Raw genomic sequence first — 25,473 nt, forward strand, 5'->3', positions numbered from 1 at the left:
TCCTTTATTCTCAGTCTTTGTCCTGGTATTGCTTTAACACATCGGCGCCGGATTCGAATCGGGCCAACAGGGCATCATCGTCATCGCTGTCTTCGCCCTGAGCTTCGTCAATATCAGTGATACCCAGTTTTTCCATCAGGGCTTCAATTTTGGATAACTGCTCGTCGAGCCAGCGCTGATCCTCGGCGCCCAGGACCCGGCCTTCTTCCAGGCGATCGAGCAGCTCGTTAAGACGTGGGTCTTCTTCGAGTTTGAGCAGCAGTTGCTCATCGCTTAGTTTTGGCTGTTTTGGCTTGGGAGCCTTCACCTGAGGCTGAGTTTGCGGCGCCAGTTCCAATGCCACGGGCTTTTTACTGCCAAGACGTGGGTCCTGTTTGCCCTTGCCACTGCGGTTACCTTGCTTTTCGGTGCCTGGGTTCTGGCGGCTACCGGACTTATTACCGGTGTCGCGTTTTTTTGAAGTTGGCACTCGCTCGGACTTGGGGGTGCGAGGTGCCTGCTTGGGGGCTGTTCCGCCAGCTTTACGTGTCTTCTTGATACGGGTCATGGGTCTCTAACTCCGAAGTGCCTTGAACAGCCCGGCTCACAGGGCAGGGCATGAATTTGGGTCGCGTTTTATATCAGATCCCGATGGTTTTTGCATCAGGATGAAGTCATTTTCGGCAAATATTAGCCGAAAGCCACTGTCAGCAGCCAAATATTCGAAGGTTTCCCGACAGGGAAAGCTGACATGGGCAGGGTTATTTTTATGGTGCCATTTATCAAAGCGTGATGGGTTGGTCAGCATCCTGGTGCTGATGGCCAAAAAACCACCGGCTTTGAGTAAGCGGTTAAAGAGCTGCCATTCCCGGTGGGGGGCAGCAAAATGTTCGAACACCCTGAAACAGCATATAAAGTCGTATTGGCTTTGCAGGGCTTCGGGATCAGGCGCGGTAAAAGGGTCGTACTGGCTGAGCTCATGGCCAGCGGAATTAAGTTGCCAGTGACTCTCTGTATCCAATACCCGACCGTAGTTTAATCCCCGCACCTCTGTACCATGCAGGCTGGTGATTTGTTCAAGCAATGACAATAAAAACGGCGATAGCTGGCGCTGATTATCCTGGGTGCCACCGCGCCCGTAACGCTGACGAATCGCTTGAGGCGGCAAATGTGTTGCACCGTCGGCAAACACCATTCCACATGTGGCACAGTGATGGAAACTGCGTTTTTTGTCCTGATGAAATAACTGGGTGTCCAGCTTGAGGCACAGGGGGCAACGTCGCATTGAAAGGGTTCGCTTGAGGTTTACCAAGGCAGTGGCAGTATAACATGCACCAAAGAAAAAAGGCGGCAGTTAGACTGCCGCCTCAACACGGTGCCTTGGCACCTTATCCTGATTCCAAGTATCCATACTTGCTATGTGACTTTCCCGGTCAGATCCGTCTTTTTTTTACTGCTTTCCTTGCGGAAATTTCTCGTTTTCGGTCGTCCAGACACTTTCTAAACCTGTCGCCATCCTGACCACAGCTTCCGTAGATGGTCTTCATGACACATCTGCTATCCAACCCGTCTTCATTGACGCTAAGTAAACCATCCGTGTAGCAATTACCTTCCAGTGATTACAGCATCCAGCCGGCGCATCCAAAGCATTTTGCTTCCATTGCGTCTCTATGCAGAGCACAGAGTTCCATTTGGTTGAGTATCCCTGAACTTTTAAGGGGAGTGCTAAACAGCAAGATGCCAAACGCGGCGTTCCCTTATTTGATATCACCCGGATTTCATCACGAAATCACTACTCATTATTATTATTTGCGAGTGGGCTCAGTAATATTATTGTTATTGCTAGACTTTATTCTTGTATCTTGAATGTAAACAGTACCGAAACCTGTATGATGTTAGTATGATTTTTGCGCATACAGCTGGGTTCGCTTTGGTACGACGGACATTAAAGCGAAAACCGTGATCAGTGTCAAGTGAAAATGTAATCAGTTTACGTCAACGTAAACCTGAGGGCTAAAGAAAAGGGCGAACTCAGTCGCCCTTTATCTGAACCAAGACTTACTTCAGGTTAGCAAGGTACTTGGACAGTGCGTCGATATCGGCATCGCTCAGCTTTTTCGCTACATCCTGCATCATGCCGTTCAGGTCGTTGGTACGAGCCTTGTCGCGGAACTTGGTGAGCTGGATCTTGATGTAGTTGGCGTGCTGGCCAGAAACCATTGGGAAACCGGCTTGCTCGGTACCTTTACCTTCTGGACCGTGACAGGCGATACAGGCGGTGATGCCACGGGACATGTCGCCACCCTTGTACAGCTGCTCACCCAGAGCGGGTACATCGGCAACAGGTGAGTGGGTTTGGGTCTGACTGGCAAAGAAGGCAGCCAAATCAGCCATATCCTGTTCGTTCAGGGTCATTACCATCCCGCCCATGATAGGATCCATACGGCCTTCTTTGCCGCCGGTCTTCATGGCACTTTGGAATTCGTGCAGTTGCTTTTCCAGGTACTTAGCGTGTTGACCGGCCAGCTTGGGGTACATATCGATCATGCTGTTGCCATCGGCGCCGTGACAGGCAACGCACAGAGCCGCTTTGGATTGACCCGCCGCCGCATCACCTTCAGCCATAGCATTGGTAGACATAGCAGCGAAAACAGACAGCGCAAGAGCTAACTTTTTCATAGCGTTCCAACTTCTTGTTAAGATTATTGTCCCGAGCTTACCGGCCTGGCCCGCAAGCGTGGTAATATAGCGTATATGTGATCGGGGCAATATTTTACACGAAAACGTGCAAAAGTAAGCAATTCTTCGACAAATTCTGCCCCAGCCTGACAATTATCCGGAGTCCACAGTGAATCAAACCCGTATCGATTTTCGCCAAGCCAAATTTTTGATCAGTGCACCGGATATTGCCCATCTGGACAAGCATCTGCCGGGTGATGTTGGCGTAGAAATCGCCTTTGCTGGCCGTTCCAACGCCGGAAAGTCCAGTGCGCTCAATGCTCTGACAGAACAAAAAAGTCTGGCCCGCACCAGTAAAACCCCAGGTCGTACCCAGCTTATTAACGTATTTGAGCTTGATGCGCAGCGTCGCCTGGTGGACTTACCCGGTTATGGTTTTGCCAAGGTACCCCTTGAGATGAAGCATAAGTGGCAAAATGCCTTGGGTGAGTACCTGCAAAAAAGGGCCTGCCTGAGTGGGGTTGTGGTGTTGATGGACATTCGTCACCCACTGAAAGATCTCGACCGGCAAATGATTGAGTGGTCTGTTGCCAGCGAAATTCCGGTACTGGCACTGCTCACCAAGGCCGACAAGCTGGGCCAGAGTGAGAAGATGAAAACCGTCAATGCTGTGCGCAAAGAGCTGGCTGAGTTTGGCGATTGGGTGTCTGTAGAGCCTTTCTCTGCTTTGAAGGGTACAGGTAAGCCCAAGGTACTGGCGATTTTGGACGCCTGGTGTCATCCGGATTGGTTGGTGGAAGAATTGGAGCAAGCCGAAGATTGATTGATGCCATCTTCTTTGGAAAAACGTCGCAATCGCGGCGTTTTTTATTGCCTGTTATCTGAAGGCGACTTTTCTGGGCATAAAAAAACGCCGACGGACCAGCCATCGGCGCAAAGTCTTAGCTCTTTTGGGGAGAAGCTAAAAAATTCAACAAGACTCAAGTACCACCAAACTGCTTCGATGGCTCTCAATGAACACATCTTATCCGCTCTCTCTACAAAGTTAAAGTAAAAGCTCTAATATTTTTTCAGGGCATAAAAAAAGCCCCAGCATACGAGATGCTGGGGCGCCATTATTTGGCATCACTATCAAGTGAAATAAAGGTCTGAAAGATAGAACATCTTAACCTCTGTACCCTACGCCGAGAATAATACTGTAATTGGCGGAAATATGAAAACAGTTTTTTTGAAAAAGCGACAATAATGTGAGGTCGATCTCACGGCAATGCTCATTAAAGCAGCTTTATTTGATCTAATAATTACAAGATAGAGCCTAAAAACAGTGTCTTAGGTCAGAATAGGGTGTTTTTAAAAAATTCCTGATCAAATTGCTACATTAAGAGTATTTGCTCAAATGTTGGTTATTTTGCCGAATGTGGTGCGGATTGTTCGATACTTGGGACGCTTCAGACGGCTAAAACCGATGGAGAGGCAGGGTAATGCTCATAGAGGGAACGCCCACTATCTCATACTCGAACACGCAGAATCCGGGTAAGCAAGGTGGCATGGGCGCAGTATCGACTCTCTTTAGTGCTTTTAAATCAAGATATCAGGTGCTTATCGTCAGCGGATAGCTTTCGTTATCTTGCTGCGCCAGGTTTGATATAGATGCGGTATGGCTGGTGTGTCGAGCGGAGAAGTGGCATAACTCGAAGAGGCCGCTGACTGCAACCGTTTGCAGCCAGCGGATAAAGCTATGCTATCAGTGGGCCTGATCCCAGTTATCACCCAGACCGGCTTCGGCCAGCAATGGCACATCGAGGCTTGCCGCCGCAGCCATCAACTCGCATACCTTCTCTTTCAGGGCATCGGCCTTATCGGCATCCACCTCGAATACCAGTTCATCGTGCACCTGCATAATCATCTGGATTTCGCCCTGAGTCTCGGTCTTAATCCAATGCTGGATCGCAATCATCGCCTTCTTGATGATGTCTGCAGCCGTACCCTGCATGGGCGCGTTAATGGCGGCACGTTCTGCAGCCTGCCTGCGCATGGCATTACGGTCACGGATTTCCGGCAAATAGAGGCGACGGCCAAACAGGGTACTGACATAACCCTGCTCAGAAGCCATGGCGCGTGTCTCCTCCATGTATTTGAGTACGCCAGGGTAGCGCTTGAAGTAGGTATCGATATAGCTTTGGGCCTCGTTGCGGGGAATATCCAGCTGACGGGCCAGGCCGAAGGCCGACATGCCGTATATAAGGCCGAAGTTCACCGCTTTGGCGCGGCGGCGTTGCTCTGATGTCACTGTTTCAAATGCCACATCAAATACTTCGGCGGCAGTGGCGCGGTGAATGTCTTTGCCTTCGGCAAAAGCGCGCAGCAAGCCCTCATCCTGAGACAGATGCGCCATGATCCTGAGTTCAATCTGGGAATAGTCCGCCGCCAGAATGCGTTTGCCTTCGGGCGCCACAAAGGCTTGACGGATACGACGGCCTTCTTCGGTGCGAATCGGAATATTCTGCAGGTTCGGGTCGCTGGACGACAGGCGACCTGTAGCGGCATTGGCCTGATGGTAGCTGGTGTGCACACGACCGGTACGGCCATTGATCATCAGCGGCAATTTGTCGGTATAAGTGCTCTTGAGCTTGGTGAGACTGCGGTGCTCAAGGATGATTTTGGGCAGTGGGTAGTCAAGCGCCAATTCAACCAGCACTTCTTCGGCGGTGGAAGGGGCACCCTTGGGAGTTTTTTTAATGACCGGATAACCCAGCTTGGTGAAAAACAGCTCCTGCAACTGCTTGGTGGACGACAGGTTAAAGGGTTCACCGGCAATTTCGTGTGCGTGTTGTTCAAGCTCGTCAATCTTGCGCGCCAGTTCTTCACTCTGCTGCCCAAGCAGCATACTGTCAATGAGTACGCCGCGACGTTCAATATCTGACAGTACCTCAATCAGCGGCAGCTCGAGTTCGGTAAACACGGACTCGAGACCCTCTTCTTTGCTGAGGCGCGGCCATAGATGTTGATGCAGTCTTAAGGTGATATCGGCGTCTTCCGCCGCATAGGGGGCAGCTTGTTCAAGTGCGATTTGGTTGAAGGTGAGTTGTTTGGCACCTTTGCCGGCGATCTCTTCAAAGCTGATATTTTTATGCCCCAGATACTTGAGTGCCAGTCCGTCCATGTCGTGGCGGCTGGCCACTGAGTTGAATACGTAAGATTCAAGCATGGTATCGAAGGCGACGCCTTTCAGCTGGATACCAGCATTGGCCAGCACGCTCATATCGTACTTAAGGTTTTGACCAACTTTTTTAATGTCCGGATTTTCAAGCAGCGGCTTGAGCTTGGCGAGAGTCGCTTCGCGCGGCAATTGGGACGGTGCGCCGGGATAGTCGTGCCCCAATGGCAAGTAAGCGGCCTTACCGGCTTCGATGGCAAACGACAGCCCCACCAACTCGGCTTGCATATAGTCAAGACTGGTAGTTTCGGTATCCACAGCAATCAACTCGGCTTTACTCAGCTTATCGAGCCAGGCATCCAGTTCAGATTCGGTCAGCAGGGTGTGGTATTGGGTTTCGATGACGGCAGCGGCTGGTGATTCGGTAGTCTCCTGATTTGCCTGCGGCGCAGCTGCTTTGGTGCCCAAAGGCGACTTGTTGTCCAGCACTTCCGCCAGCCAGCGCTTGAACTCCATCTCACCGTAGCAGGCGATGAGCTCGTCGCGGTTCGGCTCGCTGAGAGACAACTGATGCCAATCCTGCTCAAGTGTCACATCCGTTTTAATGGTGGCGAGCTTGTAAGACAGCTCCAGCATTTCGGCATTGTCACGGATTTTGGCTGCCATGGTTTTGGCGCCGCGAAAGCCCAGGTCTGTAACGCAGTCCGGCTCGGCGAGCAGTTTAGCTACGCCACCGGCACCGGTCAGCATGGCGAGTGCGGTTTTCTCTCCCACTCCTGGCAGGCCTGGAATGTTATCTGCTTTATCGCCCATCATCGCCAGCAGATCGATAATCAACTCTGGCCCCACACCAAACTTAGTGGCCACTTCTTCTGGGCCAAGTATGGTGTCGGTCATGGTGTTAATAAGCGTGATGTGTTCATTAACCAGCTGCGCCATGTCTTTGTCGCCGGTGCTGATGAGCACGCTGCGGCCTTCGTTCCCGGCCTGAATGGCAATAGTACCAATCACGTCGTCGGCTTCTACGCCGGGAATGCTGATAAGGGGAATGCCCAGAGCCTTGATAATACGGTGCAGCGGCGCAATCTGGCTGCGCAGGTCGTCCGGCATGGGAGGGCGATGGGCTTTGTATTCCTGATACATTTCATTGCGGAATGTGGGGCCCTTGGCATCAAATACCACCGCCATTTGCGTTGGGCGGTAGCGGGACAGCAGACTGCGCAGCATGTTAACCACACCATAAACGGCACCAGTGGCTTCGCCCTTGGAATTGGTTAGATGTGGGGGTGCATAATAGGCGCGATAAAGATAGGAAGAACCATCCACAAGGATGAGCGGGTTGCTGGCAATATCAGGCATAGATTCGGCTTCAACAGTCCATGGATTCTTGGGGGGTTAGCATGCCACAGATACAGGAATTCGGCCACAGCAAGCGGCTCACGGCTTGTGGATAAGTCTGTGAGCTAAAAGAACAACAAGTTGGAGTGTTTTTCGATAAGGCTGAAGAACATGTTTTTATGTTGTTGATTATTATTAGTTAATTCTATTTCTGTGAAGTGTCTGGCAATTCCGTTAAATCATCCTGATCTGTGGATTTCTTTGTTGGTTGTTTTTATCACCCCGGCGAGCGATGCTACATCCTGTGCCATGCCAAAGCTGATGAAATAACTTAGCACGATTTTTAATCAGATCAACCAATATGTGATCGCATTGTTAAAACCAAATTACATAAGAGGGAATTTTTTATGAAAAATATCGCAGTACTCTTGGCGGGCTGTGGTGTCTTTGACGGCAGCGAAATTCATGAATCGGTACTGACCTTGTTGTCCCTGACCAAGGCCGGTGCCCGTTTTCAGTGTTTTGCACCGGATATTCCCCAGCTGCATGTGGTCAATCATCTGTCCGGTGAGGTGGCAAAAGACGAACATCGCAACGTGTTGGTTGAGGCTGCGCGCATTGCCCGGGGCGACATTAAGGCCACCACAGAGTTAAATGTGGCCGACTTCGATGCGTTGATTATCCCCGGTGGTTTTGGTGCGGCAAAAAACCTGTGCAATTTCGCTCTGGTAGGCGCGGATTGCGACGTGGCACCCGAGGTGCGTGACTTTATTGCTGAGTTCGCCCTGTCGAAAAAGCCGGTAGGCTTTATCTGTATTGCACCTGTGATGATCCCCAAGCTCTACGGTAAGGGCGCCATCGGTACTATTGGTCACGACAAGGGGACCAGTGAAGCTTTTTGTATCATGGGCGGTGATCATCGGGATGCGTCAGTACACGAGATTGTGGTGGACGAGGCTAACAAGATAGTGAGCACTCCGGCATATATGTTGGCAGGCAACATCGCCGAGGCGCATTCCGGCATCGAAAAGCTGGTCAACAAAGTACTGGCGATGGCCTGACGGGTCTGCAGTTGTCGCCGTCGAGCTGGAACCTTAGCGGCGGCGACTGTCCCATAACCCCTGCAGCAGACCCACTGCGAGTCCACCCAGGTGGGCGCCATTGGCCATGGAAAGTCCGAGAACATCAAAGAAGCCCAATATCAGCCAAACCAGCATAAAGCCCATATAGCTTGGTGGCAGATAGATACCGGCAGAGGGCTTTCTGATACCCATCACAAAGGTGTAGCCTGCGACGGCATACACAACACCGGACAAACCGCCAAAGTTAGGGCCCGAAACATAATACTGAATGAGGTTGGGCAGGGTGCCTGCCACAAGCAGCAATGTCATCAGCGGCCAGGAGCCGATACGGGTTTCAATCTTTCCGCCCAGATACCACCACCACAAGAGATTAAAGCTGATATGCATCAGCGAAAAATGCATCAGCGTCGGGGTGAAGATTCGCCACACTTCGGAGCTTTGGTCGGTGCCGTGGGCGCCAAAAAAACTCAGCAGTGAATATGTCTGTTCGGCAAAGCCCAGATTAAAAGCCGTATACACCAGAATACAGAATGCGAATACAGTGAGCGTAATGGGTCCGGCGGCAGTCACAAAGCGGCTCAGCAGCGCAAGTCCCGGTGAACCATAGTTAAATTGAGTTTCTGTATTGCCGGTTTCCCATGATGCCGCCAGGTATTTATCATCACCCGGATGACGCAGAAAGTAATCGAATTCGGCCTTGGCAGCAGCCAGATCCTGTGGCTTGACCACCGACAGGCTCACGCCCTCTGCTACCGGGCTGATTAGGCATTCTATCCCCCGGCTTTTGAGATAATCCGCCAGGGCCTGAGCTGCTCTGGCGTTGGGCAGTCGGCCGAACTCCATCAGAGATTGGCCATATGCCAGGCGCTATAACCGCCATCGAGGCTGAACACCTGATCGAAACCCTGCTCCACCAGATAGGCAGCGGCATTCTGGCTGCTGATACCGTGGTAGCACACGACGACAAGTGGCTTATCCATATCGGATTCGGCGATAAAACGGGCCAGGTTATCGTTGCTCAGGTTTACAGCGCCATCAATATGGCCGTTGGCAAAGCTTTGGGGATCGCGGATATCGGCAATTTGTACATCAGTACCTTGCTCGGTGCGCATATGAATGAGCTCGTTGACGCTCAGGTGCTTAAAAGCAGACATGAGATCCTCGGTAAATGGAAAAGAGACAGGGATAGTGTGCAACAGGGCACTGTAGTCTGTACAGCGCCCTGTTGGTATAGCCAAGCCGTGCAAACCTGTGGTGGCTTGCACGTGCTCACCGGGAGATTAATCCCAGCTGAGGATGACTTTACCGGACTGACCGGAACGCATGGCGTCGAAGCCTTGCTGGAAGTCGTCCACCTTGAAGTGGTGGGTAACAATGGGGGACAAGTCCAGGCCCGATTGCAGCAGGCTGGCCATCTTGTACCAGGTCTCAAACATTTCACGGCCGTAGATGCCCTTGATGATGAGTCCCTTGAAGATCACCTTGCTCCAGTCGATGGCCATTTCGCCGCCGGGAATACCCAGCATGGCGATTTTGCCGCCGTGGTTCATGGTATCCAGCATGGCATGGAAGGCGGCAGGTACGCCGGACATTTCCAGGCCAACGTCGAAGCCTTCGGTCATGCCGAGGTCTTTCATCACGTCTTTGAGGTTTTCCTTGGCCACGTTCACCGCACGGGTAGCACCCATCTTTCGAGCCAGTTCCAGACGATATTCGTTCACGTCGGTGATCACCACATGGCGGGCGCCCACGTGACGGCACACGGCAGCAGCCATGATACCGATGGGGCCGGCGCCTGTGATAAGCACGTCTTCCCCTACCAGGTCGAATGACAGCGCCGTGTGAACGGCATTACCGAATGGGTCAAAAATGGCAGCCAGATCGTCACTGATATCATCGGGGATTTTGAACGCGTTAAAGGCTGGGATCACCAGATACTCGGCGAATGAGCCTTCACGGTTTACACCCACGCCCGTGGTATTGCGGCACAGATGAGTGCGGCCGGCGCGGCAGTTACGGCAATGGCCACAGGTGATATGGCCTTCACCGGATACGCGGTCGCCAATCTTGAAGCCGCGGACTTCCTGGCCAATTCCCACCACTTCGCCGACATATTCGTGACCTACTACCATAGGCACGGGAATGGTTTTTTGCGACCACTCGTCCCAGTTGTAGATATGCACGTCGGTGCCACAAATGGCGGTTTTACGGATCTTAATCAGCAGATCGTTATGGCCCATTTCCGGCTTGGGGGCATCAACCATCCAAATGCCTTCTTCAGGCTTGAGTTTAGCAAGTGCTTTCATGTGCTTACTCCAAAATGGACATCAGATGATGCCCATTTCCTTACCAATACGGGTGAAGGCTTCAATGGCCTTGTCCAGCTGCGCACGGGTGTGGGCGGCAGACATCTGGGTGCGGATACGGGCCTGGCCCTTTGGCACCACAGGGAAGGAGAAACCAATCACGTAAATATCTTCTTTCAGCAGGCGGGCCGAGAAATCGGCAGCCAGCTTGGCATCGCCCAGCATAACCGGAACGATGGCATGGTCGGCACCGGCCAGGGTGAAACCGGCAGCAGACATTTTTTCACGGAAATAACGGCTGTTTTCCCATACGGCTTCACGCAGTGCCTGGCCATCTTTGAGCATGTCGAGCACGCGGATAGAGGCGGCCACAATGGACGGGGCCAGTGAGTTGGAGAACAGATAAGGGCGTGAGCGTTGACGCAGCCAGTCGATCACTTCTTTTTTACCCGAGGTGTAACCACCCGAGGCGCCGCCCAGAGCCTTGCCCAGTGTACCTGTGATGATGTCTACCCGGTCCATCACGTCACAGTACTCGTGAGTACCACGACCATTTTGGCCGATAAAGCCCACCGCGTGGGAGTCGTCTACCATCACCAGGGCGCCGTATTGGTCGGCAAGGTCACACACACCTTTTAGGTTGGCAATTACGCCATCCATGGAGAACACACCATCGGTGGCAATCAGGATATGACGGGCACCGGCCTCGCGGGCTGCTTTAAGCTGGGTTTCCAGATCGGCCATATCATTGTTGGCATAACGGAATCGCATGGCTTTACACAGGCGCACACCGTCGATGATAGAAGCGTGGTTCAGTGCATCGGAGACGATGGCATCTTCGGGGCCGAGCAGGGTTTCGAACAGGCCGGCATTGGCATCGAAGCAAGAGGAATACAGGATGGTATCTTCGGTGCCGAGGAATTCAGACAGTTTCGCTTCCAGCTGTTTGTGGATGTCCTGGGTGCCGCAGATAAAGCGCACTGAGGCCATACCAAAGCCGTGGTCGGCCAAACCTGCTTGAGCGGCTTTGACCAGCTCAGGATGGTTGGCCAGGCCCAAATAGTTGTTGGCGCAGAAGTTAATGACTTCATCGCCGCCCACCTTAATTGCAGCCTGTTGCGGTGAGACGATCACGCGTTCGCTTTTGTAGAGGCCTTCGGCCTTAACGTCGGCGAGTTGTTGTTTGATCTGCTCGTAGAATGAGGTTGATGCCACTGGTCTCTCCTTAGTTAACTTTATTCTGCTTTTGCTGGAGTGACGGCATTCTACCCCTAAACCTAATCGGCCCGCAGCTTATTTTTGATGCACCAATCGCCGCATAAATTGCACTAGGGCTGGTAGGGTTTTCACATAAAAAAAACTAATTTGTAACCTTGGGGAGTGCCGCGCGGATATTGTTTGATTGTAGTCCGGTGACACTGAAAATGTCACCGGAACATCGAGTGGGTCAGAGGAGAAGGGGGGTGGCCTGTATCAGTTGGATTGAGAGCGAAAATGCTGCTCGAGACGGTCGAAGTTGGCCAGTGAATCCGGGGTGGAGTAGGCCTTGAAAATCATCAGTACCCGTAACAGACCTTCGTAAAGCGATGCCTTGCTGATGGTGGCAATGCTGGATTGGGTCAGCTTGTAGCTGATCCAAAAGCCGATAATCATCTTGATGGTGTCGGCCAAATCGGCAATGCGCTCGTCTTCGATTTGTAAAATACCATCCTTTTTCAATTGATTGAGAACGGCAATCGACTGTTCCAGCACGGCTTGTTGTACCTTGAGATAACGTGCCTTGAGAGTGTCATCGCGGGCGAGAATGTCTGCCAGGTTGGCGTACATAAAACGGAACTGCCACATGGTGTAGAACATGGCATCGAAATAGCTCATCAGCAGTTCAAGGTCGACCTTTTGATCCGCATAGGGCTTAAAGCCCAGCAACAGGTGCTGTTCGTACTGGTCGAAGATGCAACGGATAATGTCTTCCTTGTTTCGGAAGTGGTAATAGAGGTTGCCGGGGCTGATATCCAGATGGGCAGCGATATGATTGGTCGTAATGGTGCGCTCGCCATGCTCGTTAAAGAGCTCCAGGCTGGCCTGAATGATTTTGTCGCGGGTTTTCATTGGTATCCTGTCTTTATTATGGCGCGCCGCTTCCTGGCTAATCGCTCTGTGCTTATTCCTGCTTCCCGGCTTATGTTAACATTGCCGTAATTCATCAGGCAAAACTCATACATCTCTTGGTACTTATGGCTCGATTGCTCTATTCAGTTCTCTTATACCTGCTGTCGCCACTCTTGGTACTTTATCTGGCCCAGCGTGCCATAAAGAGCCCGGATTATCGTGGTCGCTGGGGCGAGCGGTTTGGCCTTAAGGCGCTGATGCCTACCGACATACTGATCCATTCTGTCTCCATGGGCGAGACGCTCGCAGCCATACCACTCATTCGCGCTATCATGGCGGCCAGGCCAAATCTGCGGATCACGGTTACCACGTCAAGCCCCACGGGCTCGGCAGAAGTTATCAAGGCCTTTGGCGACCGGGTACAACATTGTTATTTACCCTTTGACCTGGGGTTTGCCGTTAACCGCTTTTTGAGCCAATTGGGCTGCGCCGAGCTTATCATCATGGAAACCGAGCTGTGGCCAAACCTCATTGCCGGGGCCAGGGCTCGGGGCATCAAGGTATCTTTGCTCAATGCCCGTTTGTCAGAAAAATCCGCCGCCAGTTATCAAAAGTTCGCATCCCTCACTGTGCCCATGCTCAGGTCGCTGGACCAGATTGCGGTGCAAACGACCAAAGAAGCAGAACGTTTTGTCGCACTTGGCGTGGATGCCTCGCGGGTACATGTGTGTGGTAGTTTGAAGTTTGATATCCAGATCCCCCCATCCCGCCGTGAATCGGCGCGGCAGTTGCGGCAGAGTTGGGGACGGGACGACCACTTGATATGGGTGGCGGGCAGCGTACATCCCGGTGAATTCGATACCATGCTCAGCGCCCATCACCAACTACTTGAGCAGTTTCCAGACGCGCTGCTGATTATGGTGCCAAGGCATCCTGAGCAGTTTGCCAACGCTGCACGGGCCATACGTGAGAGAGGCTTACAGCTGGCCGTTCGCAGTATGGGAGAGGCGCCGACAGTGGGCACGCAGGTGCTCCTTGGCGACACCATGGGCGAGCTCTTGACCTGGTACGGCGCTGCCGATCTGGCCTTTGTGGGCGGTACACTGGTGGTCAATGGCGGCCACAATCCGCTGGAGCCTGCGGCCATGGGGTTACCGGTTGCCATGGGACCCAACCATTGGGATTTTAAAGAAATTACCGAACTTCTGCAGCAGGCGGGTAATCTCACCCTGTGTGCTACCCCGGACGCCTTTAACGACTGGTTGTTGGCGACTGCACAGGATTCGGTTGGCCGCCTGACCGCCGGTGAGGCTGGGTTAAGAGTCGTGGAGAGCAATCGTGGGGCGCTGAGTCGTCAACTGGCGGTATTGGGTTACGCAGCAGCGTAACCCTCCAGTAGCCATTGCCAGCAGGACTCATCGAAGGCAAGCGAAGGAAGCTTGCCTTTTTCTTTATCAAAAGAGCGTCTCAGTCTGGACAGGTTGGCTTGCTGCCAGCTATTCGCGGGATTGCGGATTTCACCCCGGTCAAAGTCAATCAGCGCAAAACCCTGTGGCCCCTTGAGGATGTTCTTGGCGTTAAGATCGGCGTGGTAGACGCCGCGGTGATGGAAGCGGGCGATGCAAACGCCTAGGGCTTTCCACTCTGCCTCATCCAATGGACCTTGTTCCAGCCAGGCCAGCAGGTCGCGACATCCGGGCATCCGCTCAATCAGAATATCGGCGCTGTACCAGAGTGCATATCGACGTACCCTGGCACCCACGGGGCGGGGCACGGGAAAGCCCTCTGCATGGAGCTTTTCAAGCAAAGCCAGCTCTGCGATGGCGCGGGTATTCGCCATACCTGTATACAGATATCTATCTTTACTGAACTTTTCCATCAACCCTCCGCGCCAGTAGTGGCGCAGCACCCAGTCTTGATTAGCCTCGGGGTGGCGCACAAACCAGGTGGTATAACGCCCTTTCGAGGTGCCAGTCACGGCGGCGAGAGCCTGCCAATGTTCAGGGGTGAAATGGGACGGGTCCAGTGAGATGGACTCGCCCTGGGCAATGGCCAGGGTGTAGGGCGGATGGTTTTGTTGCTGCATCGCGGGAATTCTTGTCCAAAGCGTGGAACCTGCGGCCATTCTACATTAAGATCCGGGCTTTGCACCAAGGCCAGCCCAACCATGACATTTGATCCCAGCCTGATGAAATCCCTGTGTTTGCTCCGCCTCTCTGCCATCGGCGATGTGTGCCATGCCGTGGCCATGGTGCAGGCGATTCAACGCCGTTATCCCGACCTTGCCGTCACCTGGGTGATAGGCAAAGTGGAATATCAACTGCTTAAACATTTACCGGGCATCGAGTTTGTGATTTTCGATAAGTCGCAGGGTTTCAAGGCCTATGGCCAGCTGTGTCGTGCTCTCAAAGGGCGACATTTCGATGTTCTGCTGCATATGCAGGTGGCGCTCAGGGCCACCATAGCCTCCTTGATGATCCCGGCCAAAGTGCGTATTGGTTTTGACCGTGCCCGCGCCAAAGAAGGGCAGTGGCTGGTGACCAACGAGCGGGTCGAGGCCATGGCGACTCCCCATGTGTTGGAAGGCTTTATGGGCTTTGCCAGGAAACTGGGCGTGACCGAGCTGCCTCCCTCATGGGACATGCATATTCCTGCCGCAGACGAAGTGTTCGCGAAAGAGTTGGTTGCTGATGGCGAAAAGGTTCTGGCCATTTGCGCCGCCGCGAGTAAGGCTGAGCGCAACTGGCTGCCCGAGCGTTACGCCGCCGTGGCTGATTATGCTGTTTCCAAAGGATACAGGGTGCTGCTTTGCGGCGGCCCAGCACAGCTTGAAAAAGATCTGGCTGCGGCAATTGAGGCCAATTGTTCGTCTAAGCTAACCAATCTTGTTGGAAAAACCTCTTTGATTCAGCTTTTGGCGCTATTAAAGCGAGTTTCACTGGTGATTGCACCGGATACCGGTCCTGCCCACATGGCGGTGACTCAGGGCACGCCCGTGATTGGTCTCTACGCACACTCTAACCCAGGCCGAACCGGACCTTATTTCAGCCGCGAGCTGACAGTCAGTGTCTATGACCAGGTGATTGCCGAGCAGTATCCCAATCAGCAAATTCCCTGGGGTACCCGGGCCAAGGGCGACACTCTGATGGAAAAAATTGAAGTTGCTGACGTTTGTCGCATGTTCGACAGGGCCACGGACGTCGCCACCCAGGAGGTGTAAGGTTATGACTCAATCAATGGCCCCAAACTCCGTGGTCACGCAATCTATGGCTCCAAAATTTTTGTTTATCCCCGTCTCTTCTGCTGAAGGCATGGGGGAGTACATGCGCTCGCTGATAGTGGCAGATGAAGTGAAGCGCTGCTGGCCAGCTGCCGAGGTGTGTTTCATTCTCAGCAAGGAAGCACCTTACGCAGCCAGCTGCCCATATCCAGCCAAACTGCTGGACCGCACACCCACCAAAGAAGTGAAGGCCGTGAATGACATCATGGAGACATTTCGCCCCGATGTGGTGCTCTTTGATGCGTCCGGCCGCAAGTCTCAGCTGGCACGGGCCCATGCCCTGGGCGCCAAAGTTGTGTTTTTCAGCCAGCACAGGCGCAAGCGCAGCCGTGGTATGAAAATAGGCCGTGCCCGGGTGACGGATGCCCATCTGGTCGTACAGCCGGAATTTGTGATTGGTCCCGTTTCCGCTTTCGATGCTTTTAAGTTGAAATTGATTGGTAAGCCGCTGCCTGAGTGTATTGGGCCTGTGTTCAGCGCGCCGGATAAGGCAAGACAGCAGCAACTGCTCGCCCAATATGGTCTGGTCGACGGGGAGTTTGTGCTCTTTAACGCCGGCTCAGGTGGGCATAAGTTGGCCGGAGGCCTCGCAGCAGACCGTTTTTTTGAGGCAGCACAAGCCAGCTATGTCGCCAGTGGGCTCAAATCCGTCATGGTGTTTGGTCCCAATTATCCCAAGGCATTACCCGAGGCATCGGGAGTGATTTGTCTGAGCGCCCTGGCCAATAGTGACTTTATTAACTTGCTGGTGGCTGCCAAAGCGGCGGTGCTGAGCGGTGGTGATACCTTGCTGCAGGCTATCGCCTTGAAAAAGCTGGTACTGACGGCTCCGGTTTCCAAAGACCAGCCGCCGCGTATCGCTGTTTGTGCCGACAGAGGGCTGGTGCTGGCCTGTGAGCCAGAGCAGCTTGCCGCCAACATTCCTGCTCTGTTTTCCGATGAAACCACAGGGCCACTGCAGCAGGCACTGGCAGCCGAAGCCGATATGGACGGCCTGCAACTGACCATGAATAAAATTAAGCATTTGCTGGAGGTTCAGCCATGACAGGACGCAGAATTGCCATTGCCATCGACAGTTTGGCCGGTGGCGGCGCAGAAAAGGTGATGTTGACCCTGGCGTCCACCCTGGTGGAGCTGGGCCATGAGCCACATCTATTGGTGTTGCAGCAGGACTGCCACCATGAAATTCCCCCCGGCCTCCAGGTGCACTTTTGCTTTGGTGGTGATGAGCGCAATATCGACGGCTTTTGGCGCACCCGAGGTTCGGTACAGAAGTTACAACAGTGGATAACAGGGCTTGAGGAGCGTTTCGGCAAGTTTGAACTGTTCCTGTCCAATCTGGACAAAACCAATCTGCTGATGACCCGCACCGGCGTGGCACCGCTTTATTGCGTGGTTCACAATTCCATTGAAGAAGAGCTGCAACGCCAGCGTAAGTTGGGACCTTTTGCCTATCTGAGTATGTTGCGGGCGAAAAAATCACTCAATGGCCAGCACCTGATCACTGTATCCAAGGGCATTGCCAATGAGATTGCCGAGGTGGGCAGGGTGCAGCCCGCCTCTGTGCAAACCATTTATAATCCGTTCGAACTGGAAAAAATTCAGCACCAGGCCAGTCAAACAGCCGACGCATTGCCCAAGGGGGATTACATCATCCATGTTGGGCGGTTTGCACGCCAAAAACGCCATGATGTGCTCTTTGCGGCGTTGAAGCAGATGCGCAATCCCTTGCCGCTCGTGCTGCTTTGCAACAACAAGAAAAAGGCTATCAAGTCGGCCCGCAAGTTTGGGGTTGAAGACAGGGTGATTATTCCCGGATTCCAAACCAATCCCTATCCCTGGATAAAGGGTGCCAGGCTGCTGGCATTGAGTTCAGATTATGAAGGCTTGCCAACGGTGTTGATTGAATCGCTGGCAGTGGGCACTCCGGTAGTCAGTACCGACTGTCGCCATGGTCCCAAAGAAATTCTCACCGGGGCGTTGCGACGATTTTTGGTCCCAAGACGTGACCCTGCGGCTTTGGCGATGGCCATGGATGAAGCCCTGACCCACTATCCAGACTGCGACGATGCGGAAATTCTGACTCAGGTCGGCGCTGCTGCAGTCGCAGGCAAGTACCTGAAACTGCTGACAGCCTGAAACGTTTGATTCGACACAGATATAATAAAAAATCCCGGTATGGCCGGGATTTTTTTCAGGCTTTTTTACCCTGAGTCAGACGGAATTTGAGGTAACTCAACGGCATTTTAAGCAAGCGTCGCCAGCCCAAAGAGGTGAAGAGCTTTACAGCCGATGCGGGGTAAGTGGGATCGCAATAGCGGCGGTAAAGCAACAGCCAATCGAGGTGGCTCATTTCGTTGGGGCGCTTTGCCTTGGGAATAAACCGAGCAATCAAGCCGAGTCCCAATTGCTCCGGCTCCAACACCCGCAGGTTGGATGCCATAAACCTGTCCCATCGCTCTCCCTGATTTGCCGAAAACTGATGGCGGTGCGCTAAGGGCAAAAAGCCATCGTCAAGACGTCTGAGCCACAGGTCGCAATAGATTTGCTCGGCATGGGGGCAGGTAAGCGGCGCTCCATGGTACTGGGCTTTGCCGGCCTGAGCCGGGTCGAATGGGCGGTCCTCAAACAGAGGTAAGTCCCAGATTTTCAGCAAATCTTCCGTGCGCCCGAAATGGAAAAAATCGCTGGGATGCATGATGACCCGCTGACCTTCGGCATAACGCCGGAAGTAACTGGTATTTACTACCACGGGCTCGGTGAAGCGAATGTCCTGGTCACAGCGAGCGGGAAACTGCTCCAGTGCAGTAACAAACCCATGACCAGTCAGGTAGTTATCTGATCTCAACTTGACTGCATAGGGCGTCTCTACCCGCTTCAGGCCCTCACAGGTAGAGACTATCTGACGGTTAAAGTTGAGTTTTTGTGCTTCACCCTGAGCATTGTAGGCAACCACATTGGCACCGGGATCCGGGTGTTGCAGCAAGAGATCCGGAGCAAGCCCTGTGCAGTTCTGTCCTTCCCAGGTAGAGAGTATGATACGCGCACCCGGTAGATGGGTGCGGATGCTATCAAGGCAGACTTGGGTGATACCGGCTTGCTGATCCCGACCCTGATAGGCCTGAACCGGTCCCTGTACCACCACAGTAATATCACTGAATTTGATTGTCATAGGCTTAAAACCAGCGAGCTTGAGCCGTGCCGTAGCCCGGCTCGGCGATATCAATATTGGGCCAGCAGGGCCTGATATTCCTCTGGCACCCCACAGAAAATCACGTCACTGGCATCGATAAGGTGGTAGTGAATGTTCTTACCCCGGGCTATCAGGTGGTTGTAAAGCGGTGCTATATAAAGCTCCTGCTTTTGCCACTCGCTTGCAGGCCGCGCGGCTTCCGTTTCGTAGGCAAGGCGAAAATCGGCGGTTTGACGGAAATAATAAAGCCCTGTGCTGCAGAGGTCGGATATGGGTTGCTTTTCGGTTGTCTGCACGACGCGGGTGCTTTTGGCATCGGCGGGTTTGGCATAGGACCAGTTGCTGCCTTCACCTTTGAATACTTCCAGATAGCCATCGGCCGTATCGGCTATGGGGGGCAGGGTAAATCCGGGTCTGAAGGTATCTATATTGAAAATTGTCAGTGGCTCGGTGTCTGCTACATCCGTCAGTCCCAGGTACACGGTTTCAGCCTGTCCACGGGTTGGCTGCTCCAGGGCAACAATCTTGAAGTCTTTGATGCCCAGTGCCTTGCAGCGTGTTTTGACGAAGGCCGCTGTGTCATACAGGTCGCGCACAATAAACAAAAAAGGCGTAGTGCCGAAATAGGCCGCGAAGCTGAGCAGGGCGTGGTCAAACAGTGGCATGCCGCCAGCGTCGAGCATGTATTTGGGCTGGGTGTAGCCAGCGTTGAAAAAGCGGGAGCTTAGCCCCGCCATGGGGATCACTATCATGATGGATTTCCTGTGCAGGCAAGCAGCCTGTCATAGAGTCGATAGGCGTTACCTATGAATCCAAGCTGCCGGTCTGGTCTGTCACTGTGGAGTGGCAGCATGGAGAGGAACAACTGAATTTGCATGGCGTAAAGCTCGGCTTCGCTGACGGCGAACTCGCTGGCCATCAGCCGGACGAAGTCGGCCATGATTTGCTCGCGTCTGGGCGTAATGGCAATACTGAAGTCGAGGTTCTGCCCCAGCCGCTCGGCTTTAAAATAACCGGCAATAATGGCGTCATAGAGCCCCAATACCGAGTGTGCCAACTTGGCAATGTCGTATAAGCCATTGCCGTGGATGGTTTGCTTGTCGTTACCGTCCAGTCCTCGCGGGTCTATGACCTTGATATTACAGGTTCGAAAGTCATACAGAATATTGCTGAAACAAAAGTCACCGTGCAGCAGGTGTTGCCTGCCATTATCTTTGGGCAAATACTCGCGACTTATCCGGGCCAGCTCCAGCAAAGACGGCCGCAGGGCGCCATTGATACGGTTTTCCTGGGCCACAGATATGCCGCTTTGACTGGCGAAATCCTCAAGCCGGCTCAGGGTCTTATCCATAAAAAGCCCACTGAGGGTTTGGGCATCGGCCACTGAATAGCTGCTGGCGTCCTTGAGGAACTGGCAGCATGCTTTGAGTACCTTACGCCAGGCAAAGGCCGGCAACTGGCTGAAGACGTAGAGCTCATTCAAGGCTGTCAGGTGCAGATACTCTATGCTGTAGCCAAATAGCTCGGGGCTTTCATCACAGCCCAGCAGCTGTGGAATGTAGCCCCGCATTGGCCCTGGCAAACTTTGATACCAGTTGGCCTCGGCAGCGAGCTTATGTTTATTGCGGCTGAATTTCTTGACCACCTGCCCCTGAATTGCCATCCCGTTGAAGGCCCGCTGAGTCGTCATCCGGCTCTTGGATTGGTAATAGGTATGGCTGTGTCCAAAGTCGTACCAATGGGGCAAGGTTATCGGGGTCAGGCCCTTGTCATCAATGTAGCCATTCAGGCCAGCAATAAAGTCGCCCTTGGCCTGAGTGATGTACCTTATTAAGGTTCTTGGTGCGGAGAAACTAAAAAAGCCATTTGAAATCAATTCGCTGGAAGGTCTCAGCTCTGCATGGTAAGGACGCAGAGTGCCGCTTTGGGCATCAAACTCTGCCCAGTTGTAGTTGTCTTCAACCTGACTCAGGCCCAGACAATCGGTTTGACGTGGCAGGCTATCGAACAGGGTATCGCCGTGGAGAATATACAAGGGTTCATCGTCGGCAAACTCCAGCTGGATAAGGGCATAGACGATGGATTCACCCAAACTCAGGGTTGGCGGCAGGTACAATAGCTCAACACCATAGTCTTTGAGGCTTTGGCTGTCATAAGGACCGGGGGTAAAGCCCTCCGGCAGGGTAATGATGGTGCGTTCGCCGGCGGGAATTAAAGCCAGCTGATGATGGAACAGGCGTTTATTGCCCACCGGCAAAAAGCAGGGGGGCAGAGGTCCGAATTCAGACTGCAGCTCTGAGGCCACCATGGCGGCAGAAGTAATGAGATACATGCACGTCCTATGCTTTGTCGTCTTCGATAAGTTGCTCAATTTCGGCCCGGCTCATGCGGGCGAATTCAGACGGTCTGATGGCCCTGTCATCGATATAAAAGCCTTCATGGCCACACCAGGGTTTACCGACAAGAATTTCGTCGTAGGGTACCTGATGTTTGTCGAGCCAGGCGGTGATCACCGGCAACGTATGGATGTTTATCTTGCCCACATTACCTTCAAAGGTACGCATATTGCGTGCAGTTGAGATGACAATTTCAAAACCTTCTGCCTGATATTGTCTCAATCTGGCAATCACATCTTCCCGGGGCGACACGGCACTGTAATCTGTGTTGTCGGCCTTGGTGAGGGTGCCATCCAAATCTACTATGAGTCGTTTCATCTCTGTTCCACACAGATAAAAGGCTATTGTACTGTGCTGGTGGTGGTGCGGCCAGTTGCTTTCACTGGCTCATTGCGGCTTGCGCACAGGGTCAACAGTTCATGCTTGATGTCCCCTGTGAAGCGGGACAGTGAATGCACTTCTTTAATATAGGCAATGGCGTCTTTTGCGAGTTGGTGTCTGTGGTCATCATTTGTCAGCAGCTGGTTGATTCCGGCGACAAAGAGTTCCACCTTGTCGAAGCCATCACCCAACACCTTGCCGGTATACACGCCAAACTTGCTCGCCAGTTCATCGGGATTCTGGCAACTCACCAGCAGGGTGCCGTAGGACAGGGCCTCGAGGAAGGAAATCGGCAGGGCTTCATGAATAGAGGTATTAACCAACACCTTGGCCTCTTTCAGGAAACGATTCTTCTGCTCGCCTTCCACATGACCGACGAAATGCAGGTTGGGAATGGCCTGGTAGCCTGACATCACGGCATTGTTTTCATCCGCCTGTCTGTGTGCCTGACCCAACATATAAAACTGGCACTGCGGCATGGCCTTGGCGATTTCGGCGAACAGCCAACCCCGCTTTACGGACTCGATACGGCCAAGGAATATTATGCTGTTTTGCTTCGGGAAGCTGTCCAGGTCAAACGTCTCATCAATTTCGATTGGGTTCGGCAGGTAGTTGATGGACGTATTGGCAGGTAATCGATACAAGTCCCTGGCCTTTTGATCGAGACACTTTGCCTGACTGATAAAGCGTACGTTGCCACTCCGGGCGTATTGATTCACAAAATCGTAGATCTCTGCATCCCAGTAACTGGGCTCGGGAAAGAGCTTCACGGTCTGGATTTCATCCCACTCGTAGGTGGGTCTCGGGTCCTGGATCCAAAACAGCAGTTTTTTATTTTTCCCCGGGGCCTTGCTGAAGATGCGGTAGGAGTGGGTGGTCATTTCGATGGAAAGAAAAACATCATAGTTTTTCTGCCGCAGAAACAGGTTGTTTACCCAATCAAAGGCCCGTGCTGCCAGCTTGTATACCCTGATGCCATCGACCATAAAACACTTGGGCCAAAGACGCACTTTGCCGCAGTCTTTTTTCAGCAAAACGTCCACGTCGACCTGATCGTCAGGCAGGTGTTTGGCCACCAGATGTCTGGCCAAAAAGCCATATCCGCCATATTTGGTTTTGGCGCCGCCAAAATATTCATCGACCAGCAGTGCTACCTTAATTTTACTCATGAATGCTTTCTGGATTGCCCGTTTGCGGGCATTGTATTAACTCATCCGCCAATAGCAAAATAATTAATAAAATCATTATCTTAAATGTGTATTTATTGAAACGTTGGTTTTGTTTTTGTGTGACTGGTGAATGGTGTGTTACGTATTTGGTCCGGAGTTTTGAGGTTACCGGATGCAGGCTTGTAATTTGCCTGTTGTGAGGCCATGCACCTGAGGCGTACTTGTGGCAGAATGGGCAAACTTTCTTTGGGCTATCAACCCTTAACTCGATACGACACAGGTCTGTATATGCATACAAGAGCCATCTATCCCGGTACTTTCGATCCTGTCACCAATGGGCATGCGGATCTGATAGAGCGGGCCGCCAACCTGTTTAAGCATGTGGTAATAGGCGTGGCAGCCAGCCCGTCAAAACAGCCGAAGTTTTCATTGGAAAAACGGGTAGAGCTGCTGAAAAAGGTCACAGCTCATCTGGATAACGTGGAAGTGGTCGGATTTACCGGCTTGCTGGTGGACTTTGCCAAAGACCAGCAGGCCAGTGTACTGGTGCGGGGCCTGCGAGCCGTGTCGGACTTTGAGTATGAATTCCAACTGGCCAACATGAACCGTCGCTTAAGCCCGGATCTGGAAAGCGTGTTCCTGACGCCCGCAGAAGAAAACTCCTTTATCTCATCAACTCTGGTGAAAGAGGTGGCGCTTCATGGGGGCGATGTGAGCCAATTTGTACATCCTGACGTTGCCGCAGAATTATTGGCACTGCCGCGTAAGAAGTGAATGATTAAAAGGGATTTTATGAAGTACATGTCGTTATCTGCGCTGAGCTTGGCGCTGCTGTCTGCGTCAACTCTGGCGGCACCTTGGGTCGATGCATCCGATATTTATTTGCGGGCCGATATTCAAGCATTGGCCGATGCAGGTGTTATCACAATGCCAGTGAATACGTTTCCGCTGATGTGGTCGGGCATCGGGGTGGATTTGAACAAAGCCGAGCCCTCGTTACTGACGCCGGAAATGGCCGCCGCCTATGCGAGGGTGAACTACTACTATCGCCAGGCGGTTGAAAACCGGGGTAACACACGACTTAAAGCGGTTGGCGCAACCGATGAAGCCAGATTCCAACATTTCGGCAGTGACTACCGTGAGCAGGGTGAACTCAAAGCCTCCCACGAGTACATGGATAATCGTTTTGCGTTCAAGGTGTCTGCGACGGCAGCCTACGATGCCCAGGATGATAAAGATTTCCGTCTGGATGACTCCTGGATGTCGTTGGTATTGGGGAATTGGGTGTTTACCGCAGGTACTGTAGAACAGTGGTGGGGCCCGGGATTCGATACCGCGCTGCACAAGTCCAATAACGCCCGCCCCATGCCGTCACTGATGCTGAGCCGCAATAACGCCGCTGCCTTTGAAACGCCTTGGCTGTCGTGGATGGGTCCCTGGACGTTAACCACGGGGATCAGCTGGATGAATGATAACCGTGCCGTAGAGGACACCCTGCTGTGGAATTTTCGCGGAACCCTAAAGCCCGTTCAACAGCTGGAAATAGGTGCCTCCTGGACAGTGCAGATGTGCGGCGAAGGCCAGGACTGTGGTCTGGGCACCTTCTGGGACACGATCTCCGGTGGCGGTGAATGTGCCGATGGCAGCCTGGATTGTGATTCGGCTCAAAACTCGCGTTTGGGCAACCAGATGGCAGGTTGGGATATTCGCTACGCCGATACGTGGTTTAATGTGCCCGTTGGCCTCTATCTGGAGCGTACCTGCGAAGACTCAAGCGGCCCGATGCCATGGGACTTGGCTGATTGTGCCAAGCTGGCGGGTGTTGACACCCGATTTGGATTTAAAGATCACCAGTATAAGCTGTTTTTGGAATATACGGATACCTTAGTGGCTTGTGGCAGTGATGATAATGTATTTAACTGCTTCTATGAGCACACCACTTATCTTTCCGGTTCCCGCTATTATCGGCGTTCTTTGGGCTCAACCTACGACAGTGACGCCGAAACCTGGGTGCTGGGCCTGATAGGTCAGTTTGGTGACAGCAAAGGCATTAATGCCTATCTGCGGTATGCCCAGCTGAACAAAGACGGCAAAAACCACAGCAGCGAGTGGACACCACAGCCGGAGAAGGAAGACCTGCTGATGCTGGAAGTCTCTTACCGTCAACCAATGTTCAAAGGTATGGTCACTCTCGGAGGCACAGTCTCCCGCTCAGAGTTCGACACAAAAACCGATAATGATGCCACCCTCTATGGCAGTTATGAATATCGATTCTGAGTGTCCTGATTTCTGAACACAAAACGCGCCAACCGGCGCGTTTTGTCATTTTTACGACAACTGAGATGGGTATCCTTTCCGGCAGCCGTGCGATATGCTGGCAAGCGGGCTTTTGCCAAAAAGGAAA

Annotated in this window: 23 protein-coding genes; 8 read left to right on the top strand and 15 right to left on the bottom strand. The window is 52.8% G+C overall.

Annotation, left to right across the window (positions count from 1 at the left end):
• Nucleotides 1–10 precede the first annotated feature (10 nt).
• From yihI to SAMA_RS00460, 3 genes are all read right to left on the bottom strand, one after another.
• Nucleotides 11–547 (bottom strand): Der GTPase-activating protein YihI, encoded by a 537-nt coding sequence (yihI, locus tag SAMA_RS00450; protein ID WP_011758212.1) that lies wholly within the window; start codon nucleotides 545–547, stop codon nucleotides 11–13.
• A 36-nt stretch (nucleotides 548–583) separates the two neighbouring features.
• On the bottom strand, nucleotides 584–1,264 hold the full coding sequence (locus tag SAMA_RS00455) for a methyltransferase domain-containing protein (protein ID WP_011758213.1): 681 nt from the start codon (nucleotides 1,262–1,264) through the stop codon (nucleotides 584–586).
• 773 nt (nucleotides 1,265–2,037) lie between these two features.
• Nucleotides 2,038–2,658 (bottom strand): c-type cytochrome, encoded by a 621-nt coding sequence (locus tag SAMA_RS00460; protein WP_011758214.1) that lies wholly within the window; start codon nucleotides 2,656–2,658, stop codon nucleotides 2,038–2,040.
• A gap of 169 nt (nucleotides 2,659–2,827) precedes the next feature.
• Here SAMA_RS00460 and yihA point away from each other — a divergent pair, with 169 nt between their 5' ends.
• Nucleotides 2,828–3,481, top strand: a complete 654-nt coding sequence (gene yihA, locus SAMA_RS00465; RefSeq protein ID WP_011758215.1) for a ribosome biogenesis GTP-binding protein YihA/YsxC — start codon at nucleotides 2,828–2,830, stop codon at nucleotides 3,479–3,481.
• Nucleotides 3,482–4,402: 921 nt separating this feature from the next.
• Here the strand turns inward: yihA and polA are convergent.
• Nucleotides 4,403–7,174, bottom strand: coding sequence for a DNA polymerase I (gene polA / locus SAMA_RS00470; RefSeq protein ID WP_011758216.1), 2,772 nt, complete (start codon nucleotides 7,172–7,174; stop codon nucleotides 4,403–4,405).
• Nucleotides 7,175–7,560: 386 nt separating this feature from the next.
• Between polA and elbB the strand changes: the two genes are divergently transcribed.
• Nucleotides 7,561–8,214, top strand: coding sequence for an isoprenoid biosynthesis glyoxalase ElbB (gene elbB / locus SAMA_RS00475; RefSeq protein ID WP_011758217.1), 654 nt, complete (start codon nucleotides 7,561–7,563; stop codon nucleotides 8,212–8,214).
• A gap of 33 nt (nucleotides 8,215–8,247) precedes the next feature.
• Here the strand turns inward: elbB and glpG are convergent, their stop codons facing one another.
• The 5 genes from glpG to SAMA_RS00500 form a co-directional block, all read right to left on the bottom strand.
• On the bottom strand, nucleotides 8,248–9,081 hold the full coding sequence (gene glpG, locus SAMA_RS00480) for a rhomboid family intramembrane serine protease GlpG (RefSeq protein WP_041409568.1): 834 nt from the start codon (nucleotides 9,079–9,081) through the stop codon (nucleotides 8,248–8,250).
• Nucleotides 9,078–9,389, bottom strand: a complete 312-nt coding sequence (gene glpE / locus SAMA_RS00485) for a thiosulfate sulfurtransferase GlpE (RefSeq protein WP_011758219.1) — start codon at nucleotides 9,387–9,389, stop codon at nucleotides 9,078–9,080. Before glpE ends, glpG begins: the two co-directional genes overlap by 4 nt.
• Nucleotides 9,390–9,515: 126 nt before the next feature.
• Complete coding sequence (gene tdh, locus SAMA_RS00490; RefSeq protein WP_011758220.1) at nucleotides 9,516–10,541, bottom strand: L-threonine 3-dehydrogenase; 1,026 nt, start codon at nucleotides 10,539–10,541, stop codon at nucleotides 9,516–9,518.
• 21 nt (nucleotides 10,542–10,562) lie between these two features.
• Nucleotides 10,563–11,756: a glycine C-acetyltransferase gene (locus tag SAMA_RS00495; RefSeq protein ID WP_011758221.1), complete on the bottom strand. Its 1,194-nt coding sequence runs from the start codon at nucleotides 11,754–11,756 to the stop codon at nucleotides 10,563–10,565.
• A 258-nt stretch (nucleotides 11,757–12,014) separates the two neighbouring features.
• A complete protein-coding gene (locus SAMA_RS00500; RefSeq protein WP_011758222.1) occupies nucleotides 12,015–12,650 on the bottom strand; it encodes a TetR/AcrR family transcriptional regulator in 636 nt (211 codons plus the stop codon).
• 125 nt (nucleotides 12,651–12,775) lie between these two features.
• Between SAMA_RS00500 and waaA the strand changes: the two genes are divergently transcribed.
• Nucleotides 12,776–14,038: a lipid IV(A) 3-deoxy-D-manno-octulosonic acid transferase gene (waaA, locus tag SAMA_RS00505; protein WP_011758223.1), complete on the top strand. Its 1,263-nt coding sequence runs from the start codon at nucleotides 12,776–12,778 to the stop codon at nucleotides 14,036–14,038.
• Here the strand turns inward: waaA and SAMA_RS00510 are convergent.
• Nucleotides 14,023–14,736 (bottom strand): 3-deoxy-D-manno-octulosonic acid kinase, encoded by a 714-nt coding sequence (locus SAMA_RS00510; RefSeq protein WP_041409570.1) that lies wholly within the window; start codon nucleotides 14,734–14,736, stop codon nucleotides 14,023–14,025. The genes waaA and SAMA_RS00510 overlap by 16 nt on opposite strands.
• Before the next feature lie 81 nt (nucleotides 14,737–14,817).
• Here SAMA_RS00510 and SAMA_RS00515 point away from each other — a divergent pair, with 81 nt between their 5' ends.
• The 3 genes from SAMA_RS00515 to SAMA_RS00525 are packed head-to-tail and all read left to right on the top strand — an operon-like array spanning nucleotide 14,818 to nucleotide 18,069.
• Nucleotides 14,818–15,870 carry a glycosyltransferase family 9 protein gene (locus tag SAMA_RS00515; RefSeq protein ID WP_011758225.1) on the top strand — a complete coding sequence of 351 codons (1,053 nt, stop codon included), beginning with the start codon at nucleotides 14,818–14,820 and terminating at the stop codon, nucleotides 15,868–15,870.
• A gap of 46 nt (nucleotides 15,871–15,916) precedes the next feature.
• Nucleotides 15,917–16,975, top strand: coding sequence for a hypothetical protein (locus SAMA_RS00520; RefSeq protein WP_157608286.1), 1,059 nt, complete (start codon nucleotides 15,917–15,919; stop codon nucleotides 16,973–16,975).
• Entirely contained in the window at nucleotides 16,972–18,069 is a 1,098-nt protein-coding gene (locus SAMA_RS00525) for a glycosyltransferase (protein WP_011758227.1), read from the top strand. Before SAMA_RS00520 ends, SAMA_RS00525 begins: the two co-directional genes overlap by 4 nt.
• 55 nt (nucleotides 18,070–18,124) lie before the next feature.
• Here the strand turns inward: SAMA_RS00525 and SAMA_RS00530 are convergent, their stop codons facing one another.
• Genes SAMA_RS00530 through SAMA_RS00550 form a run of 5 tightly spaced genes read right to left on the bottom strand, consistent with a single transcriptional unit; the run spans nucleotide 18,125 to nucleotide 23,069 of the window.
• Nucleotides 18,125–19,102: a WavE lipopolysaccharide synthesis family protein gene (locus tag SAMA_RS00530; RefSeq protein WP_011758228.1), complete on the bottom strand. Its 978-nt coding sequence runs from the start codon at nucleotides 19,100–19,102 to the stop codon at nucleotides 18,125–18,127.
• A 50-nt stretch (nucleotides 19,103–19,152) separates the two neighbouring features.
• A complete protein-coding gene (locus tag SAMA_RS00535) occupies nucleotides 19,153–19,875 on the bottom strand; it encodes a glycosyltransferase family 2 protein (RefSeq protein WP_011758229.1) in 723 nt (240 codons plus the stop codon).
• Nucleotides 19,872–21,455 carry a hypothetical protein gene (locus tag SAMA_RS00540; protein ID WP_011758230.1) on the bottom strand — a complete coding sequence of 528 codons (1,584 nt, stop codon included), beginning with the start codon at nucleotides 21,453–21,455 and terminating at the stop codon, nucleotides 19,872–19,874. Before SAMA_RS00540 ends, SAMA_RS00535 begins: the two co-directional genes overlap by 4 nt.
• A 7-nt stretch (nucleotides 21,456–21,462) precedes the next feature.
• A complete protein-coding gene (locus SAMA_RS00545; RefSeq protein ID WP_011758231.1) occupies nucleotides 21,463–21,837 on the bottom strand; it encodes an HAD hydrolase family protein in 375 nt (124 codons plus the stop codon).
• A 23-nt stretch (nucleotides 21,838–21,860) separates the two neighbouring features.
• Nucleotides 21,861–23,069, bottom strand: coding sequence for a glycosyltransferase family 4 protein (locus tag SAMA_RS00550; RefSeq protein WP_011758232.1), 1,209 nt, complete (start codon nucleotides 23,067–23,069; stop codon nucleotides 21,861–21,863).
• A gap of 288 nt (nucleotides 23,070–23,357) precedes the next feature.
• Here SAMA_RS00550 and coaD point away from each other — a divergent pair, with 288 nt between their 5' ends.
• Both coaD and SAMA_RS00560 read left to right on the top strand, forming a co-directional pair.
• A complete protein-coding gene (gene coaD / locus SAMA_RS00555; protein WP_041409577.1) occupies nucleotides 23,358–23,843 on the top strand; it encodes a pantetheine-phosphate adenylyltransferase in 486 nt (161 codons plus the stop codon).
• 18 nt (nucleotides 23,844–23,861) lie between these two features.
• Nucleotides 23,862–25,346, top strand: a complete 1,485-nt coding sequence (locus tag SAMA_RS00560; RefSeq protein WP_011758234.1) for a capsule assembly Wzi family protein — start codon at nucleotides 23,862–23,864, stop codon at nucleotides 25,344–25,346.
• Nucleotides 25,347–25,473: the final 127 nt, after the last annotated feature.

Source organism: Shewanella amazonensis SB2B (assembly GCF_000015245.1).
GTDB classification, from domain to species: Bacteria; Pseudomonadota; Gammaproteobacteria; order Enterobacterales; family Shewanellaceae; genus Shewanella; species Shewanella amazonensis.

Excerpts from the sequence above, each read along its gene's own strand:
- yihI (WP_011758212.1), bottom strand. The coding sequence starts at position 547 with ATGACCCGTATCAAGAAGACACGTAAAGCTGGCGGAACAGCCCCCAAG.
- SAMA_RS00455 (WP_011758213.1), bottom strand. The coding sequence starts at position 1,264 with ATGCGACGTTGCCCCCTGTGCCTCAAGCTGGACACCCAGTTATTTCAT.
- SAMA_RS00460 (WP_011758214.1), bottom strand. The coding sequence starts at position 2,658 with ATGAAAAAGTTAGCTCTTGCGCTGTCTGTTTTCGCTGCTATGTCTACC.
- polA (WP_011758216.1), bottom strand. The coding sequence starts at position 7,174 with ATGCCTGATATTGCCAGCAACCCGCTCATCCTTGTGGATGGTTCTTCC.
- elbB (WP_011758217.1), top strand. The coding sequence starts at position 7,561 with ATGAAAAATATCGCAGTACTCTTGGCGGGCTGTGGTGTCTTTGACGGC.
- glpE (WP_011758219.1), bottom strand. The coding sequence starts at position 9,389 with ATGTCTGCTTTTAAGCACCTGAGCGTCAACGAGCTCATTCATATGCGC.
- tdh (WP_011758220.1), bottom strand. The coding sequence starts at position 10,541 with ATGAAAGCACTTGCTAAACTCAAGCCTGAAGAAGGCATTTGGATGGTT.
- SAMA_RS00500 (WP_011758222.1), bottom strand. The coding sequence starts at position 12,650 with ATGAAAACCCGCGACAAAATCATTCAGGCCAGCCTGGAGCTCTTTAAC.
- waaA (WP_011758223.1), top strand. The coding sequence starts at position 12,776 with ATGGCTCGATTGCTCTATTCAGTTCTCTTATACCTGCTGTCGCCACTC.
- SAMA_RS00510 (WP_041409570.1), bottom strand. The coding sequence starts at position 14,736 with ATGCAGCAACAAAACCATCCGCCCTACACCCTGGCCATTGCCCAGGGC.
- SAMA_RS00515 (WP_011758225.1), top strand. The coding sequence starts at position 14,818 with ATGACATTTGATCCCAGCCTGATGAAATCCCTGTGTTTGCTCCGCCTC.
- SAMA_RS00520 (WP_157608286.1), top strand. The coding sequence starts at position 15,917 with ATGGCTCCAAAATTTTTGTTTATCCCCGTCTCTTCTGCTGAAGGCATG.
- SAMA_RS00525 (WP_011758227.1), top strand. The coding sequence starts at position 16,972 with ATGACAGGACGCAGAATTGCCATTGCCATCGACAGTTTGGCCGGTGGC.
- SAMA_RS00530 (WP_011758228.1), bottom strand. The coding sequence starts at position 19,102 with ATGACAATCAAATTCAGTGATATTACTGTGGTGGTACAGGGACCGGTT.
- SAMA_RS00535 (WP_011758229.1), bottom strand. The coding sequence starts at position 19,875 with ATGATAGTGATCCCCATGGCGGGGCTAAGCTCCCGCTTTTTCAACGCT.
- SAMA_RS00540 (WP_011758230.1), bottom strand. The coding sequence starts at position 21,455 with ATGTATCTCATTACTTCTGCCGCCATGGTGGCCTCAGAGCTGCAGTCT.
- SAMA_RS00545 (WP_011758231.1), bottom strand. The coding sequence starts at position 21,837 with ATGAAACGACTCATAGTAGATTTGGATGGCACCCTCACCAAGGCCGAC.
- SAMA_RS00550 (WP_011758232.1), bottom strand. The coding sequence starts at position 23,069 with ATGAGTAAAATTAAGGTAGCACTGCTGGTCGATGAATATTTTGGCGGC.
- coaD (WP_041409577.1), top strand. The coding sequence starts at position 23,358 with ATGCATACAAGAGCCATCTATCCCGGTACTTTCGATCCTGTCACCAAT.
- SAMA_RS00560 (WP_011758234.1), top strand. The coding sequence starts at position 23,862 with ATGAAGTACATGTCGTTATCTGCGCTGAGCTTGGCGCTGCTGTCTGCG.